We start from the raw sequence: 17,004 nt of genomic DNA, 5'->3' as shown, positions 1-17,004 counted from the left end.
TGAACCACTTCGCTTTCTATATCCAGTATAGGAGAAAACGGAAGTGTTGTAAAATAAAATTTTAAATCATGAATTAAGTATTGAAATATAATTTCATACAATTTATAATGAACTCAATCCACTGATATTGAAAGCGATACCAGTCATGCTTTCATTCAAGTTGTGTAAGGTAATGTTACATATAGGTGATCGTCAGAGGATTATTTGTAAAGGGGGGGCAAGAAATGAATGGCGGATTGGTTCGATTGCGTGAGGTGTATGATTCATTAAATCCGTCCGAGCGCAAAGTTGCAGCCTTCATTTTGCAGGAACCGGCAGAGATGATACAGATGTCGGTCGCGGATCTTGCAGTCCGAAGCGGTTCCAGTCAGGCTGCCATTGTACGCCTGTGCAAAACGATGGGTTTCAAAGGCTATCAGGATCTGAAGCTGAAGGTAGCCGGAGACTTGCAGGAGCCATTAGCCACCGGGTATCAGGATATCCGGCCCAATGACAGCATTTCTGCAATTATACAGAACGTCTCGAACAACAACATTCAATCGATTCGGGATACGATGAAGATTATGGAGGAAGGGAAGGTGGAAGAGGCCGTTCTGGCCCTCGATCAGTCGAAGCGCATTTTTATGTTCGGGGTAGGGGCTTCCAATCTGATCGGGATGGATGCCCAGCAGAAATTTTTGCGGATTAACAAGGTATGCATATCGTTTCCGGACCCTCATGTTCAGCTCACCTCGGCGGTGCTGCTGACTCCAGATGATGCGGCCGTATGCATTTCCTACTCCGGTGAAACGGATGAAGTGATCCGCGCAGCAGCGATTGCGAAGGAGAAGGGATGCAAGACGATTGGCATTACCAAATACGGTGATTCTACCTTGAGCCGATCGGTGGACATTCCCTTGTACACTTCCTCTACGGAGAACGAGATTCGCAGTGGCGCAATGTCCTCTCGTATTACGCAGCTTAATCTTATCGATATTTTATATCTTGGCGTCGCCAGCCGGAATTACGAGAATTCAGTGAAATACCTGGATGAGAGCCGGCAAGCGATCAAGCGGTTTTAGTTCATAGCGAAAACCACAAATATATAAATGATAAGGGGAGTAGTACATGAAGAAAAAAGGTTGGCTTACATTGTTGGCTTCTTTAATGCTCGTGTTTACCGCAGCTTGCGGCGGTTCCGGCGGGGCGAAGACTCCGGAAGGCGGAACAGGAACCACTTCGGAAGGAAACGGTGAAGCCGCACCGAAGCAGGATACGGTTGTCGTCTGGACTTATCCGGTTCATGGTAAATACGAAGATGAGTTGAAAGAGCATGTAGCGGATCTGAAAGAAAAGTATCCGCACATTACAGTCCAAACCGAAGTGCTCTCCTGGGCTGAGGGTCCGAAGAAGTTCGATGTGGCCTTGAATGCCGGTAACCCGCCTGACCTCTATTTCCACGCAGTGGATGGAGCTTATGTGGATACGGGCCTTGCACTGGAGCTTACCCCTTATATTACGGACGAGATCAAAAACGACTACCTGCCGGGAACGCTTGAGCTGGGCCAAATCCAGGGTAAACAATATGGACTTCCGCTGTACCAATCCCTCTGGGCGTGGGGTGGCAACAAGAAGATTCTTGAAGAAGCCGGCATCGACTGGAAGGCTATTCAAGAGAACGGCTGGACTTGGACTGAATTCAAGGCAGCTGCCGAGAAGTTGACCAAGAAACTTCCGAACGGCAATACGCAGTATGCGCTGGTGACCGACGGTACTTCCCTGGACTTCATGGAAATGCTGACGCGCAGCAACGGCATGCCGGATGTTCTGAATGATAAAGGCGAGTTCCAATGGAACGACGAGCGGATTCTGGATACGATGACATTCGTGTCCGATCTGATGAAAGCCGGGCATTTGCCTGCCGAGACCGCAGCGATTACGCCGGCCAAACGGATGGATCTGTTCTATGCAGAGGAAGCCGCGATCGTGTCCAAGGCGATTCCTTACTATGACGTAATGCTCCAGAACCGCGCGAAGGATATTGACAGCGGTACTGTACAGGGCGCGAAAATCGATTTCGTCCTGCTGCCGGTTCCGCATAACGACGGGGCTGAGCGGAAGACCTCCATGTTTGGTGAAGGCTACGTAGCGTTCAAACAGAAGAAGGATAAAGGCGAAGAGCATGCAAAGAACACGTTCCTCATCATGGAAGGACTGAGCGGCGCGAAAGCCGGCAATTCCGCGAATGAACTGGTGCTGCCTTTCGTTCGTAAATCCCAAGCGGAGTTTTATGAAGGCAAAGGACTCGGTACGGAATCCACCATTAAAGCAGCGGAAATTTTTGCGAACTTCAAAGAAATTCCGGTGACCCTGAACCTCGATGCAGAGGCTTCAGGCAACCAGAAGAAATTCAAGGAGCAAGTGGTGAAGCCGAACATTCAGGCGCTGTTCTCGGGTGAGAAGACACCGGAGCAGATCGCGCAGGACTTCAAGGATAAAGGCAAACAGATTTTAGGACAGTAATTGAAGTTATAAGGGGGTGTCCCGTTGTCCTTAGCAGGAACGATCGGGCCACTCCCTTTTTAAACCAATTGATTCAGGCTTCAAAAGGCTTCATGAAAATACTTCACCTGTGCGCAAAGGAGGAAATCAAATGCAGACTGCCCCGGCGCAAACCCGGCCTTCGCGTCCCCCAATGAAGGGTTATCTACGCGAATATGGATGGGCGTATTTATTCATTCTGGCTCCCGTACTGTTGTTCTTGATATTTACGCTTTACCCGGTCGCCTCCGCTTTTCTGATGAGCTTTCAGGAATACAGCGTGATGGGCTCTGAATGGATTGGAACGGACAACTACACACGGATGGTACAGGATGAAGTGTTCTGGAAATCCATGAGGAATACGGTTTTATTCACGATCGGTACCGTTCCTGTGAACATTGTCATCACGTATGCTTTATCCTTTTTTATTTTTCAGATGAAGAATAAATGGCAAACGTTCTTCAAGGCTACGATGTATTTGCCGGCCGTTGCTTCCGGCGTCACCATCTCGGTGGTATGGCTCGCCATTTACGATCCGACCCATGCCGGGCTGTTGAATCGCTTCATTGGATTATTCGGATTTGACCCGGTCATATGGCTCGGCAAATCGAACACCGCGCTCTTTTCGCTTATCTTGATGAATTGGCTCGGTTCGCATGGTGCGGGCATTATTCTTTATTTGGCCGCCATGGGCGGGATTCCCAAATCGCTCTATGAAGCCGCGGATATTGACCATGCCAGCGGTTGGTCCAAATTTTGGAGCATTACGTGGCCGCTGATGAAACCAACCACATTGTATCTGTTGGTGACGGGCGTCATTACGTCCTTCCAGGTGTTTATCTCGGTGTATCTGATGACGCAGGGCGGTCCGAACTTCGCGACGACAACCATCGCCTACCTGATTTACAGCACCGCATTCAACTTCTATGAATTTGGACTCGCGGCAGCGCAATCTTTTGTATTGGCCGCATTGATTATTGTCATTTCCGTCATTCAGTTCAAATACTTCTCGTCCGACGTGGAGTATTAATGCATATTTCTGAAGCTAAAAGGGGGTGCACCTATGAAATCAAGATCAAAAGTGATCATGCTGATTGTGGCTTCGGTCATCCTGGTGGTATGGAGCGTTCTGACGATCATTCCGATGTACTGGATGTTGATTGGCTCTGTGCAGGACACCAAGTCAGCGGCTTCGTTTATCCCGAAAATGATTCCGGACGTATTTTCCGTGGCCCCGTACGAGCGTTTTTTTGGCAAAACCAACGTCATGAGGTGGCTCTTTAACTCCTTATTGATCTCATCCATCCTGACGGTGACCAACGTATTCCTGGCCTCGCTCGCAGGTTATGCCTTTGCGAAGCTGAAGTTCCCGGGGAACAAAGCGGTATTCTGGGTTTTGCTCAGCACGATGATGATCCCGGCGCAAGTGACGCTGATTCCGCTCTATATTTTGATGATTGACGTATTTGATCTCGGGAATACATACACGGCTATTCTTCTTCCCGGCATTGTAAGCGTGGGCAACATTTTCTTGATGAAGCAGTACATGTCATCACTGCCTACCTCTCTGATTCATGCAGCGCGTATCGACGCTTGCGGCGAATTCGGCATCTTCTGGAAGGTCATTCTCCCGATGGCCAAACCGGGTCTTGCCGTGCTGGCGATTTTCACGTTCGTTGCATCCTGGAACGATTTCTTCTGGCCCTTCCTCGTGACCAATTCGACGGAAATGAGGACCATTCAAGTCGGTCTTGCTTCCTTCGTTTATGCGGACACGACCGATTTCGGCGCACTTATGGCTGGAGCAACCGTCGCGGCGCTGCCGATGATGATCCTGTTCTTCTCGCTTCAGCGCTATTTCCTGCAAGGCATCACCATTGGAGCCGTTAAAGGCTAGAAGGAGGCAAAGTTATGGCACGCGTAGAATTCCGTAATATACGAAAAGAATTTGTAGACGACAACAAAGGGACGTTTACCGCTGTAGCGGGGTCGGACTTTGTGATCAATGATAAAGAGTTCGTGGTATTTGTCGGTCCTTCCGGCTGCGGCAAAACCACCTCGCTGCGCATGATTGCCGGGCTGGAACGTCAAACCTCCGGCGACATCATCATCGGCGACAGAGTAGTAAATAATCTTCACCCGAAAGATCGGGATATCGCGATGGTGTTCCAGGATTATGCGCTGTATCCTCATATGACCATTCGCGAGAATCTCTCCTTCGGCTTGAAGAACCTGAAGAAGCCCAAGGCTTATATTGAGCAAAAGGTATCGCAGGCAGCCTCCATTCTCGGTCTGGAGTCGATGATCGACCGGAAGCCGCGCGAGCTGTCCGGCGGACAGCGTCAGCGTGTTGCGGTAGGGCGGGCCATCGTGCGCGATCCGCAGGTGTTTCTGTTTGACGAGCCGCTGTCGAACCTGGATGCGAAGCTTCGCGTGCAGATGCGGGTAGAGCTGTCCGAGCTGCACAAGCGTCTGGAAGCCACCATTGTATACGTAACGCATGATCAGGTTGAGGCGATGACGCTCGGAGAGCGGATCGTCGTGATGAACAACGGCATTATCCAGCAGATCGCTTCGCCGACGGAGCTGTATGCGAATCCGCAGAACATGTTCGTAGCCGGCTTTATCGGCTCCCCGCCGATGAACTTTATCGATGTGCATAAGGAAGGGAACGTCCTCCGTATGGAAGGCGGGGCATTTACTATTCCGGATACGATGGCGGGTGCGCTGAGCAAATACGAGAACAGGCATCTTATCCTGGGCGTCCGTCCCGAGCACATTACGGGTGAGGATCTGCCAGGAACAACCAATCTGGATTACAAGTACTTCACCAAGGTTCAGGTTGTTGAACATCTCGGTTCAGAGAACCTGGTGTACTTCCGCGTTGGAAACCGGACGGTTACCGCGAAGGTTCACCCGGAAACGACGGGTTATCCGGGCATGGACAAAACCTTCATTTTCAATTTCGATAAGGTGCATTTCTTCGATCCTGAGACGGAACAGCGTATCGATTGGTAAACAACGACGAAGAGGAGAGGAAAGCTATGCGCAAGCTGAATGATGTGTTGAAGAAGACAGGGGTTGAGATTTACCGTGAGATTACGGCGGTGGCCTTATACAGCATGATTACCTCGCTGGTGCTCGTGACGGTGGTCATATTTGTGCCGCTGTGGGCAGCGCTGGTGCTGCTGCCGATTCTGTATATGCCGCTCTTTTATGGTGTCTGTTATGCGTATCACCGCAGAACGGAGCGGGGCAAGTCAAGACTTAAGGATGTGTTCCAAGGCGCGATCAAGGGACTCGGACCTGCCGTAATCATGGGCTTCTTCTTTGTGGTGATGGCCCTCATTTTGTGGTCCACCTGGTGGTATTACGGGGGCAAAGAGGGAATCGGCTATCTTGCGATTGGCGTGTTCCAGACCTATTTCGTCATCATGGCGCTCATATCCCAATTCTACACCTTTCAGCTTGTCATTCAGGAAGGGATGGGCATCTTCAAGGCTATGGCCCACAGTGTCAAGCTGTTCCTAAAATATCCGGCCTATACGCTGGGCGCATGCTTTCAAGCCTTCTGCGTCGCGATCCCGCTGCTGGTAACGGTCGTTGGTTTTGGATTTTTGTTTAACGGCATGTGGGCCATATACCAGCATAAGGTTACGTATAATGTACTGAATCCGGAAGAGGCCAAACCGGCGGAAGACGGTGTGGTAGCCTCGGAAGCGAGAGGTGTGAGCATATGAGAATCAATGTGCGGAGCGGAATTGATATGCTGCAGAGCTTAAAGCATGAGAAAATCACGGGTCGTCGCCTTGGCGTCATCACGAATCCGACGGGGCTCACGTCGGATTTTCGTTCATCTATCGAGGTGATTGCAGGCTTGCCCGAGTCGGAATTGACGGCTTTGTTTGCTTGCGAGCATGGGCTGCGAGGTCAACTGCAGGCAGGGAAGCACGTGGATGATGAAGTGGACCCGGTATTCGGCGTGCCGGTTTACAGTCTGTATGGTTCGCGGCGCAAACCGGACGCCGACATGCTGAAGAACGTGGACACGGTCATCTTTGATATTCAAGACCTTGGCGTGCGTTTTTATACGTATATGACGACGCTGCTGTATGTCATGGAGGCATGCGCCGAGCATGGCAAGAGCCTGCTTGTTCTGGACCGGCCGAATCCGCTGGGAGGCGAGCGCTGCGAAGGCGGCTTGCTACAGCCGGGATTTGAATCTATGGTGGGCGGATGGCACATTCCGATTTGCACCGGCATGACCATCGGCGAATTCGCGCGCATGGCCAACGACTTGCGGGGAACGGGCTGTGATCTGGATGTGATTCAGCTCGAAGGCTGGACGCGCGGCATGGTTTATACCGACACGGGTCTTCCGTGGGTGCTGCCTTCGCCGAACATTCCCACGATGGATACGGTTCGGCTGTACAGTGGGACCTGTTTCTTCGAAGGGACCAACCTTTCGGAAGGCAGGGGTACGACCCGGCCGTTCGAATGGATCGGGGCCCCATGGGTCAATGGCGAAGAGCTGGCGAAGGCATTCAACGCGTACGGACTGCCGGGCGTGCATGCCCATTCCATGTACATGACGCCTACCTTCTCGAAGCACCAGGGCGAAGGCTGTGGCGGGGTGATGCTGTTTGTAACGAATCCGGCAGAAGTGGAAGCTGTGCGCACAGGACTTGTGCTGCTGCACCTGGTCAGCCGGATGTACCCGAATCAGTTCCAGTGGCTAAGCCCACCGGAGGGACGTACCCGGTATTTTATTGATTTGCTTACGGGCAGCGAGGATGTCCGCCGGCACATCCACGAAGAAGCCGGACTTCAGCGCATTGTTGCCGAGTGGGGCAACAATGCGGAGCAGTGGAGAACGAGGCGGGCTCCTTATCTGCTGTATGGGGAGGCGTAAAGGATGTTCTCACCATGGAAGGATGGAGGGCCGACCGTTGTGGTCGGCCTGATGTCGGGTACTTCGCTTGACGGCATCGATGCAGCCGTCGTCCGCATACACGGAAGCGGCCTCGAGGCATCGGTTGAACTGCTGCATTACTATAGCAAGCCATACGAACCGGAGCTCCGTCAGCGGCTGCGCGATCTGTGCAGTGAAGAGAATTCCAATAGCGCTGCTGTTTGCAGCATGAATGCATACCTGGGGTATCAGTTTGGAGCGGCAGTCCTGGAAGCGGTTGCCGATGCCGGCATGCAAATCGATGAGGTGGATTTGGTTAGCTCCCATGGACAGACGATTTGGCATCAGCCTGTACCCGGACAAGGTGATCCCTATGCTGTCGCTTCGACTCTACAGATCGGCGATATTTCCGTTATCGCCAAGCATACCGGCAAACTTACGGTAGGGGACTTCCGGCCCGCAGATATGGCGGTAGGGGGGCAAGGGGCCCCGTTTGCTCCTTACGGAGATTTGATCCTGTTCCGGCAACCGCAGCGGGGAAGGCTGCTGCAGAACATCGGCGGGATCGGCAATTGCTCGGCGCTGCCCGCAGGGGCGGATCCTGCGGATGTGCTGGCCTTTGATACCGGGCCCGGCAATATGATCATGGATGCCGTAGCCCATATGCTGTCCGAAGGGCAGCTTTCATATGACGACAGCGGAAAATGGGCTGCCCGAGGCAACCCGGATCAGGTCTTGTTAGGCGAGATGATGGAGCATCCTTATTTTCACATGGAGCCGCCCAAATCAACAGGAAGAGAAGTGTTTGGTCACAATTACGCGGTTTCATTCTTGGAACAAGCCAGGCTCAGGAAGCTTTCGGATGAGGACGTGATGGCAACGGCTACGGCGTTTACCGCCCGTACCATTGCCGACAGCTATGTGAGATATGTGTTTCCCCGTTACAAGATCGATGAAGTGATCGTGACCGGCGGAGGAGCGCACAACAAGACGCTGCTCTCCATGTTAAGCGAGCTGCTGCCGGAACAGAAAGTCATGACCTCCAAGGCGCTGGGCTTGGATGACGATGCGAAGGAAGCCGTGATTTTTGCACTGTTAGGCAATGACTTCATGCTCGGTGTTCCTAACAATTTGCCTGCGGCTACGGGAGCCGGCCGCCCAACCGTTATGGGGAAGCTGGCCCTGCCATAGCGGAGGAGGCATAAACTTCAAAATCACCGTGATCAGTACCTCGCCGGCAAAAATGTTCGCATCAAGCCGGATTGCCAGAGCGATAGGTTTTGCCAGGTTCTCCGTGCATAAACCCATGCATAAACCGTTCATTAAAGCCCGCGGAACGGAAGTACAGAGCGATGGTGTATAGGTAATGTTAGGCAGCGATCTTGGAAAGAAACGTGATTATCTATATTGTAGTCAAACCCGTATAGGGGAGGGGGAAACAACACGTGCTGGAATCTGTTATTCGCGAGCAGCTGGCCGCCGTGGTTGGCGGGAAGTGGTTCAAGGACGATCCGGAAAGTCTCGTCGCTTACAGTTATGATGCTACGCCGCTATATCAAGCAATGCCCGACGGGGTTATCTTTCCTGGAAGCACGCAGGAAGTATCCGACATCGTCAAAATTTGCTCAAAACACCGCATACCCGTTATTACGCGGGGCGCAGGCAGCAATCTGTGCGGCGGGACCATTCCGCTTCAGGGCGGTCTGATCGTGGTTATGACCCGAATGAATAAGCTGCTGGAGATCGATTCGGATAACCTGACCGCCACCTTCCAGACCGGTCTGAATACGAAGCAGTTTCATCTGGCGGTTGAACGGACAGGACTGTTCTATCCTCCGGACCCAAGCAGCATGATCATCTGCACGATGGGCGGCAATATCGCCCTGGGGGCTGGTGGCCTGCGGGGCTTGAAGTATGGAACGACCAAGGATTATGTCCTTGGCCTGGAAGCCGTATTGCCGGATGGCAGCATCCTGCGCACGGGCGGCAAGCTGGTGAAGGACGCGGCAGGGTACGATTTGACCCGGCTGTTGGTAGGATCGGGTGGTACGCTGGCCATTCTGACCGAGGCCACGGTCAAGCTGATTCCGAAGCCTTCTTACAGGAAGGCCATGGTTGCCGTCTATGACGATCTCAACGCGGCGGCCCGAACGGTGTCGAATATTATAGCCAATCATATTTTCCCGTGTACCTTGGAATTCATGGATCAGCCGACCCTCCAGGTGGTTGAGGATTTTGCCAAAATCGGCCTGCCGGTTCACGCCAAAGCGATGCTGGCGATTGAGCAGGACGGCAGCGTGGATGATGTGGAGCGGGACTTGAAGAAGCTGGAAGAGATATGTCTCGCCTCCGGCGCGGTTCAGCTCAATATTGCCAAGACACCGGAAGAAGGGGCGAGGGTAATGGAAGCGAGACGGAGCGCGCTTGCCGCGCTATCCCGATTGCGGCCGACCACGATCCTGGAGGACGCGACGGTTCCGCGTTCGAAGATTGCGGACATGGTCCTTGAAGTTCAGCGTATCGCACAGAAATACGATGTGCAGATCTGCACATTTGGCCATGCCGGGGACGGCAATCTGCATCCGACCGCGATGACGGATGCCCGCGACCCGGAAGAGATTCACCGTGTGGAACAGGCATTCGCCGAAATCTTTGAGGCGGCGATTGCCATGGGGGGCACCATTACCGGTGAGCATGGCGTCGGTATCGTGAAGGCCCCTTACCTGGAATGGAAGGTGGGCGCAGCCGGCATCCAAATGATGAAATCCATTAAGGATGCGATCGATCCGCACCAAATCATGAATCCCGGCAAGCTGTTTGCGGAAACCCGGAAGCGGATTGTCTTCCAGGATCGGACGGAGCAGGCAGAGCGGGACTCGATTTCGGATCAGGATCAGAAGATCCAAACATCGTGAGAGGAGGCGAGAGCGCATGAATTCAACCCATGAGAAGCTTGCACAATCGCTGAAGCTGACGCTGGATGAGGATCAATTGACGAACTGTATGCGCTGCGGGTTTTGTCAGACCGCCTGTCCGACATTCCTCGAGACAGGGCTCGAAGCTGCCTCCCCGCGCGGGCGGATTGCGCTTATGAAAGCGGTTGTGGATGGTTTGATGGAGCCGGATGAGAGCTTTCGGAGCCAGATGGATCTTTGTCTGGGCTGCAGAGCCTGTGAGCCTGCTTGTCCTTCCGATGTGAAATACGGCCAGCTGATCGAGCAGACCCGGGCAGCCATTGCTGCCGAGAAGCCGTATTCTCTGCCGGTGCGGATCGTTCGCAAAACGTTCCTGCAAGGGCTATTCCCGCATCGCGGAAGGTTGAAGCTGATCGGCAAGACGCTTTCCTTTTATCAGAAATCCGGCCTTCAAAGGTTTGCGCGGAGTTCCGGAGCCATGAAGCTGTTTCCCGACCATCTTCAGCAGCTGGAGAAGGCGCTGCCTCCCGTAACGGGCGACGGCCTGGAAGAGCTGTGGAGCAAGGCTGGCTTGCCCTACCGCCGCGAGACGACAGACAGCGGTTCAAGGCTTATGGTGATCCCTGCGGCCGGGGCTAAGGTCGGCCGGGTCGGCATGTTCCGTGGCTGCATCATGGATGTCATGTTTGCATCCACGAACGTGAACACCGTACGGCTGCTGCGTCAGGCCGGGTTCGAAATTGTCATTCCAGAGGAGCAGGTATGCTGCGGAGCGCTGCATGCGCATGCCGGTGAGATGGGCGATGCCAAGCAGCTGGCCGGTCAGAACATATGGGCTTTCGGGGAAGCGAACGTGGATTACATCGCAAGCAATGCTGGAGGATGTGGCGCACTACTGAAGGAATACGATCATCTGATGCATGCAGAGCCGGATGAGCGGCTTCAGCAAGCGGCGGTTCGTTTTGCAGATCAGGTGAAGGACATCTCCGAGCTTCTGCACAGCTTCGGTCGGCTGCTTACGCCGATTCATGCGGAGAGCGGACAGAACGAGGCCATAACGGTCACCTATCAGGACTCGTGTCACTTGCGCAATGTGATGAGGGTACAAGGCCAGCCGCGTCAGCTGATGGAGCACCTTCCTGGTGTACAGATGTGCGAGCTACAGGGGGCCGAGATATGCTGCGGTTCCGCCGGCATTTATAATCTGACCCAGACGGAAATGTCGACCACGCTTTTGGATCGCAAAATGGAACATGTGGAGGCTACCGGAGCCAAGGTCATCGTGACTTCAAACCCGGGATGTCTGCTGCAGATGAAGTGGGGGATCGAGCGTGCCGGTAAACAAAATGGCGTAGAGGCCGTTCATCTCGCGGATTTTCTGGCAGGGCAGGTGCTGATTGAGGATAAGCGTGACTAATGGTACAAATGGGGCAACTTCATGGTCATTATGATCGTGGGGAAGCCCTTTTTAGTCTGGTTTATCATAAATCAGCGTGTTCATTGCGATCATTTATTATATATAATGGTTCCGATACAGCATTAATCTTATCGATACAGTGATAGAAGGATAGATACAGTGTTATTAGGCAACGAACCGGTTTACATCGTTCCCTATCAACGGTATGGTAGACCGACAGGGGGAGTTCTCTCCCTCACTGGGTTCATAAAGTACATATAAGCAAAGTGCAATCATGCGAGGAGGAGAGCGATACCATGAAAGAGAGCTTTGATCCGTCACTCATAGACCGATTGGAAAGTCCGGAAAGGAAGAAGGAGTTACCGGCCTCTTCACTGCTAGAGAAGCTCCAAGTGAATGGCGAGGTGGATGTCCTTGACATCGGGGCAGGTACCGGCTATTTTTCCATACCGGCAGCCTCGTTAACGACAGGCACGGTTTACGCGCTGGATACCGAGCCAGCCATGCTGGAGATGATGCGGGGGCGTGCACAGGAACAGGGGCTCACGAATATGAAGGTGATGGAAGGCATGGTGGAAAAGCTTCCTTTCCAGCATGAAGCTGTGGATCGGGTCATTGCCTCCTTGATCCTTCATATTACCGATCAGCTGGAGGAGTCCATCCGTCAGATGGCAAGGGTGCTGCGGCCAGGAGGACGATGCTTGTGTCTGGAGTGGCAGGAGGATCCAGCCGAGAAGCGGGTTCCCCGTCCGAACCGGGTCGATCCGCATGTGATGAAGGCTTTGTTGGAGCAAGCAGGGCTGCATGTGGAAGGAATCGAGTATCCGACAGAGCGTCATTATCTGATCATCGCCAGTAAATAGCCAATGCCGATGGAGCCTCTTGCTGAATCTCCTCTCTCTTTAGATAACCGAGATAACCACCCGGTCCAGTGCCTGCCTCACCGTGTTCTGTGGAGGTAGATCCCAGATTCTGTGCATGTATTGATACTGCTGGAACATTTTGGGGATTGCGGCCGTCTAAGGAATGAGGTGATTCATTTATGAGGCAATCCATGGTTAGGATTATGCTTAGCTGCTTGCTGCTCCTCGTGAGCCTGTACACGGTCAAACCAACGGACGTATTTGCTTGTTCCTGTGCGGGACCGCCTACGGTTGAGGAGAGCTTGGAACGGAGTGCAGCGATATTTGCAGGCAAAGTGACCAAGCTGGTTGGCCCGAAGCCGAAGCTGATGATGTCATCCGCAGATCCGGTCCAGGTTACGTTAGAGGTATCGGAAGTATGGAAGGGCGAATTAGCCGGAATGACGGAGCTTACAACGGCTGTGTCATCAGCCAGCTGCGGTTATGATCAGTTTGCCGTAGGAAGCGAATTTTTGGTGTTCGCGTCTGCAGAATCGGGTCAGCTGAGAACTGGGATGTGTGATGGTACGAAGCTCCTCTCCACCGCAGGCAAAGAGCTAACCGAGCTTGGAGATGGATATCCACCAGACGATGCATCGGCTCAGGGTGAATCAGGGCCCGATACGCTTGCGGAGGGGGTGCCTTCAGGTGAAGGTCAGAATGCTGGTCAATCTCAATTCTTACTGAAACCCGTCCTGTGGGGGGCTGTCGTAGTGCTGCTGGGAGCGGGGCTATGGCTCTATTTTTGGAGGAAGAGAAAGAGAAATGTAAAGCCGATGTAAAATTTTTGAAGATCTATTGGCGGTAGTAAACGGCCATGCTATAATTCTTGTATTCAAGTAAAGGGGAGTAGCAGTCGCAGCAAAGTCGTCAATTCGTGACACGAACGTGTCTCCGGCTTTGTTGGCAACGAAAGTTGTTTGCGAGACCTTTGCCGATTCGGTAAAGGTGCTTATTCCTACAGTCTATTTCTGGGTAGATACCTTTATCGCCGATTTTCGGGATAAAGGTTTTTTTGTTTCCTTCCACCTTTTGAAACGAAAAATCGGATCATTCTATTCATGAAGGGGAGATTGCGTTTGGAAATGGGAATGTTGCTCGAATATGGGTGGGTGCTGCTGGTGTTGATTGGACTCGAAGGGATTCTCGCAGCCGATAATGCCCTGGTGATGTCCATCATGGTTAAACATTTGCCCGAGGACAAGAGGAAGAAGGCGTTATTTTACGGATTAGCCGGTGCGTTCGTGTTCCGTTTTGCATCCCTCTTCATTATCTCCTTTCTGGCGGATGTTTGGTACGTACAAGCGATTGGAGCCTTCTACCTGCTGTATATCAGTATCAATCATATTGTCAAACAGTTCTTTGTGAAGAAGAAGAAACATCTGAAGGAAGCCGAAATGAAGCAAGAAAAATTCTGGGTTACCGTGTTAAAGGTAGAGCTTGCGGATATTGCGTTTGCGGTCGATGCCATTTTGGCTGCCGTAGCCCTTGCCTTGACACTGCCGGAAACCGGCCTTCCGAATATCGGGGGCATGGACGGTGGACAATTCCTGGTTATCCTGACAGGCGGAATTATCGGCTTGGTGATCATGCGGTTCGCCGCATCGTATTTCGGAAAGCTGCTCGTTAGAAGACCTGGCTTGGAAACGGCTGCATTCCTGATCGTGGGATGGGTAGGCATTAAGCTGGCCGTCTATACGCTCGCACACCCGGATATCGCTGTATTGGAAAAGACGTTTCCGAAAAGCACCGGCTGGAAGCTTATATTCTGGGGCGTATTAATCCTAATCGCGGTCCTCGGCTGGTTCTTGTCCAAGGAGAAGAGTGATATGACCCAGAAGGAGCGGAAACAAGTGGAAAGCTAACAAACGGCCCCTTTTGATATAATGAACATAGGAAAAAAGAAAGGAATTGTGATCTCGCGTGTAAAATTACCGTTTCTGCGCAACCTTAAATTATACTTTATGATATGAGGAGAAACGATGGTCATTGGATAAATGAAGTTCGAAGTTAGATAAAATGCTGCCTGCCCTGATTCTGTTCATGGTCATTGAGAGTCATATGACGTTCTGGGTTACAGCCGAGTTGAAGCTGCCCCCAAGGATGCAACAAGCATACTTCTCGGCTTCCGTGCCTGCCCGAGTGTAAACCGAAAGGCAGACCTTCATCATGGAAAACATTGAGGTTCCTTTGGCTTAGGAGTAGAATAAGATGATGTAGGGCGCTTTTAGCTTTTCTTTTTCTGGATACAAGACAAGAAGAAAGCAGATACACCTTGTGATTGTGAATCAGCCTTATTGGCCGGGGAGTGAGGAGAGGCGGGTGCCTGTCCTCAACGAACTTCGGTCAGCTAAGGCTTTTTGATTTGAATAGCAGATAACAGCCCATGAAGAAGGAGTGAGCAGGATTGATAATCCTTAAAACACAAGAACAAATCGCCAAGATGAACAAGGCCGGGGACATTCTCGCCGAATGCCACCGGCAGATTGCCAAGATGATTAAACCGGGCGTGACAACACTGGAAATTGATCAATTTGTCGAGCGGTTTCTGGCAGAGCGCGGCGCGACACCGGAGCAGAAGGGATATCACGGATATCCATTTGCCACCTGCGCGTCGGTGAATGACGTGATTTGCCATGGTTTTCCGAGCCATGAGCCATTGAAGGACGGGGATATCGTTACCATTGATATGGTGGTGAAGTATGATGGCTGGCTCGCCGATTCCGCTTGGTCCTATCCGGTCGGAAACGTGTCCGAGGAAGCGCAGCATCTGCTGGACGTAACGAAGAAATCCCTGTATCTCGGCATTGAGCAAGCGGTGATTGGCAATCGAATCGGAGACATCTCCCATGCGATTCAAACCTATGCGGAATCTCAAAATTTATCGGTCGTCCGCCACTTCGTGGGGCACGCCATCGGCGAAAATATGCATGAGGAGCCGCAAGTGCCGCATTACGGCCCACCCAACCGCGGGACACGGCTTAAAGAGGGCATGGTCATCACCATTGAACCGATGCTGAATCTTGGCACATATCAATGCAAGATCGACTCAGACGGATGGACCGCGAGAACAGTGGACGGCAAATGGTCCGCGCAGTATGAGCATACCCTCGCCATCACAAAGGATGGCCCGGTGATCTTAACGGAACAATAAGATGCAGGATGTGACTCCAAGGGGGCTTACGCTCCCTATGGGGCGGGACGGTACAAGCTACGAGGCTGTTGTTGTATTCCGCGAGTGAGCCTACAAAAAAAACTCCAACGGAGCAGGCGGAATTGTTCTGTAGAAGCGAAGCGTGCGCCTTTGCCCCCGGATTTCAACGATATATATCGTGATTCAAAGGAAATCTGGGGGCAACAGCGATCGGAAGAACAATCCGCATGCGGAGTGATGTATAACTCTCAGAATTCGTTTTTGAATAGACGCATACGAATTCGACGCCATCAATGAATAGACGCCAATCGGAGTTTTTCTTATAATAGAGTAATCATTTTACAAGCGAAGGGAACATGGAACATGACGATACGAAAAGCACTAACCGTAGCGGGCTCGGATACGAGCGGCGGCGCTGGCATCCAGGCTGATCTGAAGACGTTTCAGGAATTTGACGTATACGGTATGACCGCACTGACCACGATTGTCTGCATGGAACCGAAGACATGGGATCATCAGGTTTTCCCGGTGGCGCTCGATATTGTAGAAACGCAGTTGAAAACCGTGCTCGAGGGCATTGGCATCGACGCGATGAAGACCGGCATGCTCGGATCCGTAGAGATCATCGAGCTCGTGTCCCAGTATATCGACCGCTATAACCTGGAACGGATCGTCATCGATCCGGTGATGGTCTGCAAGGGCACGGATGAAGTGCTGCAGCCGGAAAATACGGAAGCGATGCTGGAGTTCCTTCTCCCGCGCGCCGATTTGGTAACGCCAAACCTGTTCGAGGCGTCCCAGCTGGCCAAGTCCGGTCCGATCACGACCCTGGATCAAATGCAGGAGGCTGCGGCCATCATTCATGAGCGCGGCGCGAAGAATGTGCTGATTAAAGACAGAGGCAAGATCCGCGAAGGCAAAGCGATGGACCTGCTCTATGACGGAAACAGCTTTGAATGGTTCGAAGCCGATACGATTGTAACGAAGTATACTCATGGTGCGGGCTGCACGTCATCCGCTTCCATTACAGCTAATCTTGCCAAAGGCTTGACCGTTCGCGAGTCGGTACAGCAAGCGAAGGCATTCATTACACAAGCCATCTCCAATGGCTTCCCGCTGAATGAATTCGTAGGTCCGACAAGACATTCCGCGCACCGCAGTTTATCTGCAAATTAAACAAAATA

Annotated in this window: 16 protein-coding genes and 1 pseudogene; 16 read left to right on the top strand and 1 reads right to left on the bottom strand. The window is 52.3% G+C overall.

Annotated elements, in window-relative coordinates; genetic code table 11:
• Nucleotides 1-224 precede the first annotated feature (224 nt).
• The 8 genes from OHJ21_RS31385 (at nucleotide 225) to OHJ21_RS31350 (ending at nucleotide 8,623) form a co-directional block, all read left to right on the top strand.
• Nucleotides 225-1,061 carry a MurR/RpiR family transcriptional regulator gene (locus tag OHJ21_RS31385; RefSeq protein WP_486022218.1) on the top strand — a complete coding sequence of 279 codons (837 nt, stop codon included), beginning with the start codon at nucleotides 225-227 and terminating at the stop codon, nucleotides 1,059-1,061.
• 46 nt (nucleotides 1,062-1,107) lie between these two features.
• On the top strand, nucleotides 1,108-2,502 hold the full coding sequence (locus OHJ21_RS31380) for an ABC transporter substrate-binding protein (RefSeq protein ID WP_100541423.1): 1,395 nt from the start codon (nucleotides 1,108-1,110) through the stop codon (nucleotides 2,500-2,502).
• 130 nt (nucleotides 2,503-2,632) lie between these two features.
• Nucleotides 2,633-3,550: a carbohydrate ABC transporter permease gene (locus OHJ21_RS31375; protein WP_100541424.1), complete on the top strand. Its 918-nt coding sequence runs from the start codon at nucleotides 2,633-2,635 to the stop codon at nucleotides 3,548-3,550.
• Nucleotides 3,551-3,583: 33 nt separating this feature from the next.
• Nucleotides 3,584-4,417, top strand: a complete 834-nt coding sequence (locus OHJ21_RS31370) for a carbohydrate ABC transporter permease (protein ID WP_100541425.1) — start codon at nucleotides 3,584-3,586, stop codon at nucleotides 4,415-4,417.
• 14 nt (nucleotides 4,418-4,431) lie between these two features.
• Nucleotides 4,432-5,538, top strand: a complete 1,107-nt coding sequence (locus OHJ21_RS31365; protein WP_100541426.1) for an ABC transporter ATP-binding protein — start codon at nucleotides 4,432-4,434, stop codon at nucleotides 5,536-5,538.
• Between the two features lie 26 nt (nucleotides 5,539-5,564).
• Nucleotides 5,565-6,260, top strand: a complete 696-nt coding sequence (locus tag OHJ21_RS31360) for a hypothetical protein (RefSeq protein ID WP_486022215.1) — start codon at nucleotides 5,565-5,567, stop codon at nucleotides 6,258-6,260.
• Nucleotides 6,257-7,432 carry a DUF1343 domain-containing protein gene (locus tag OHJ21_RS31355; protein WP_486022213.1) on the top strand — a complete coding sequence of 392 codons (1,176 nt, stop codon included), beginning with the start codon at nucleotides 6,257-6,259 and terminating at the stop codon, nucleotides 7,430-7,432. The genes OHJ21_RS31360 and OHJ21_RS31355 overlap by 4 nt, the downstream gene beginning before the upstream one ends.
• 3 nt (nucleotides 7,433-7,435) lie before the next feature.
• Entirely contained in the window at nucleotides 7,436-8,623 is a 1,188-nt protein-coding gene (locus OHJ21_RS31350; RefSeq protein ID WP_486022211.1) for an anhydro-N-acetylmuramic acid kinase, read from the top strand.
• Here the strand turns inward: OHJ21_RS31350 and OHJ21_RS31345 are convergent.
• Nucleotides 8,528-8,725: pseudogene (locus OHJ21_RS31345) on the bottom strand (hypothetical protein); the annotation flags it as partial. The gene OHJ21_RS31350 and the pseudogene OHJ21_RS31345 overlap by 96 nt on opposite strands.
• A gap of 152 nt (nucleotides 8,726-8,877) precedes the next feature.
• Between OHJ21_RS31345 and OHJ21_RS31340 the strand changes: the two are divergent.
• From OHJ21_RS31340 to pdxK, 8 genes are all read left to right on the top strand, one after another.
• Nucleotides 8,878-10,347, top strand: a complete 1,470-nt coding sequence (locus OHJ21_RS31340) for an FAD-linked oxidase C-terminal domain-containing protein (RefSeq protein ID WP_486022209.1) — start codon at nucleotides 8,878-8,880, stop codon at nucleotides 10,345-10,347.
• 16 nt (nucleotides 10,348-10,363) lie between these two features.
• Nucleotides 10,364-11,764 (top strand): (Fe-S)-binding protein, encoded by a 1,401-nt coding sequence (locus OHJ21_RS31335; protein ID WP_486022207.1) that lies wholly within the window; start codon nucleotides 10,364-10,366, stop codon nucleotides 11,762-11,764.
• Between the two features lie 296 nt (nucleotides 11,765-12,060).
• On the top strand, nucleotides 12,061-12,627 hold the full coding sequence (locus OHJ21_RS31330) for a class I SAM-dependent methyltransferase (protein ID WP_100541432.1): 567 nt from the start codon (nucleotides 12,061-12,063) through the stop codon (nucleotides 12,625-12,627).
• 191 nt (nucleotides 12,628-12,818) lie between these two features.
• Entirely contained in the window at nucleotides 12,819-13,448 is a 630-nt protein-coding gene (locus OHJ21_RS31325) for a hypothetical protein (RefSeq protein ID WP_486022205.1), read from the top strand.
• Between the two features lie 297 nt (nucleotides 13,449-13,745).
• Nucleotides 13,746-14,531, top strand: a complete 786-nt coding sequence (locus OHJ21_RS31320; RefSeq protein WP_486022204.1) for a TerC family protein — start codon at nucleotides 13,746-13,748, stop codon at nucleotides 14,529-14,531.
• Nucleotides 14,532-14,685: 154 nt separating this feature from the next.
• Nucleotides 14,686-14,814, top strand: coding sequence for a hypothetical protein (locus tag OHJ21_RS31315; protein ID WP_486022202.1), 129 nt, complete (start codon nucleotides 14,686-14,688; stop codon nucleotides 14,812-14,814).
• 259 nt (nucleotides 14,815-15,073) lie between these two features.
• Nucleotides 15,074-15,820, top strand: coding sequence for a type I methionyl aminopeptidase (map, locus tag OHJ21_RS31310; protein ID WP_076325344.1), 747 nt, complete (start codon nucleotides 15,074-15,076; stop codon nucleotides 15,818-15,820).
• Between the two features lie 363 nt (nucleotides 15,821-16,183).
• Entirely contained in the window at nucleotides 16,184-16,996 is an 813-nt protein-coding gene (pdxK, locus tag OHJ21_RS31305; RefSeq protein WP_076325345.1) for a pyridoxine/pyridoxal/pyridoxamine kinase, read from the top strand.
• The last annotated feature ends 8 nt before the right edge of the window (nucleotides 16,997-17,004 follow it).

Origin of the sequence: Virgibacillus sp. LDC1 (genome assembly GCF_025792345.1) — a bacterium.
Classification (GTDB): Bacteria; Bacillota; Bacilli; order Paenibacillales; family Paenibacillaceae; genus Paenibacillus_AQ; species Paenibacillus_AQ lautus.
Note: the sequence above shows the minus strand (reverse complement) of the source record. Positions and strands in the feature narration are given on the sequence as shown.

Coding starts and splice junctions, on each gene's coding strand:
- OHJ21_RS31385 (WP_486022218.1), top strand. CDS start 225: ATGAATGGCGGATTGGTTCGATTGCGTGAGGTGTATGATTCATTAAAT.
- OHJ21_RS31380 (WP_100541423.1), top strand. CDS start 1,108: ATGAAGAAAAAAGGTTGGCTTACATTGTTGGCTTCTTTAATGCTCGTG.
- OHJ21_RS31375 (WP_100541424.1), top strand. CDS start 2,633: ATGCAGACTGCCCCGGCGCAAACCCGGCCTTCGCGTCCCCCAATGAAG.
- OHJ21_RS31370 (WP_100541425.1), top strand. CDS start 3,584: ATGAAATCAAGATCAAAAGTGATCATGCTGATTGTGGCTTCGGTCATC.
- OHJ21_RS31365 (WP_100541426.1), top strand. CDS start 4,432: ATGGCACGCGTAGAATTCCGTAATATACGAAAAGAATTTGTAGACGAC.
- OHJ21_RS31360 (WP_486022215.1), top strand. CDS start 5,565: ATGCGCAAGCTGAATGATGTGTTGAAGAAGACAGGGGTTGAGATTTAC.
- OHJ21_RS31355 (WP_486022213.1), top strand. CDS start 6,257: ATGAGAATCAATGTGCGGAGCGGAATTGATATGCTGCAGAGCTTAAAG.
- OHJ21_RS31350 (WP_486022211.1), top strand. CDS start 7,436: ATGTTCTCACCATGGAAGGATGGAGGGCCGACCGTTGTGGTCGGCCTG.
- OHJ21_RS31335 (WP_486022207.1), top strand. CDS start 10,364: ATGAATTCAACCCATGAGAAGCTTGCACAATCGCTGAAGCTGACGCTG.
- OHJ21_RS31330 (WP_100541432.1), top strand. CDS start 12,061: ATGAAAGAGAGCTTTGATCCGTCACTCATAGACCGATTGGAAAGTCCG.
- OHJ21_RS31325 (WP_486022205.1), top strand. CDS start 12,819: ATGGTTAGGATTATGCTTAGCTGCTTGCTGCTCCTCGTGAGCCTGTAC.
- OHJ21_RS31315 (WP_486022202.1), top strand. CDS start 14,686: ATGCTGCCTGCCCTGATTCTGTTCATGGTCATTGAGAGTCATATGACG.
- pdxK (WP_076325345.1), top strand. CDS start 16,184: ATGACGATACGAAAAGCACTAACCGTAGCGGGCTCGGATACGAGCGGC.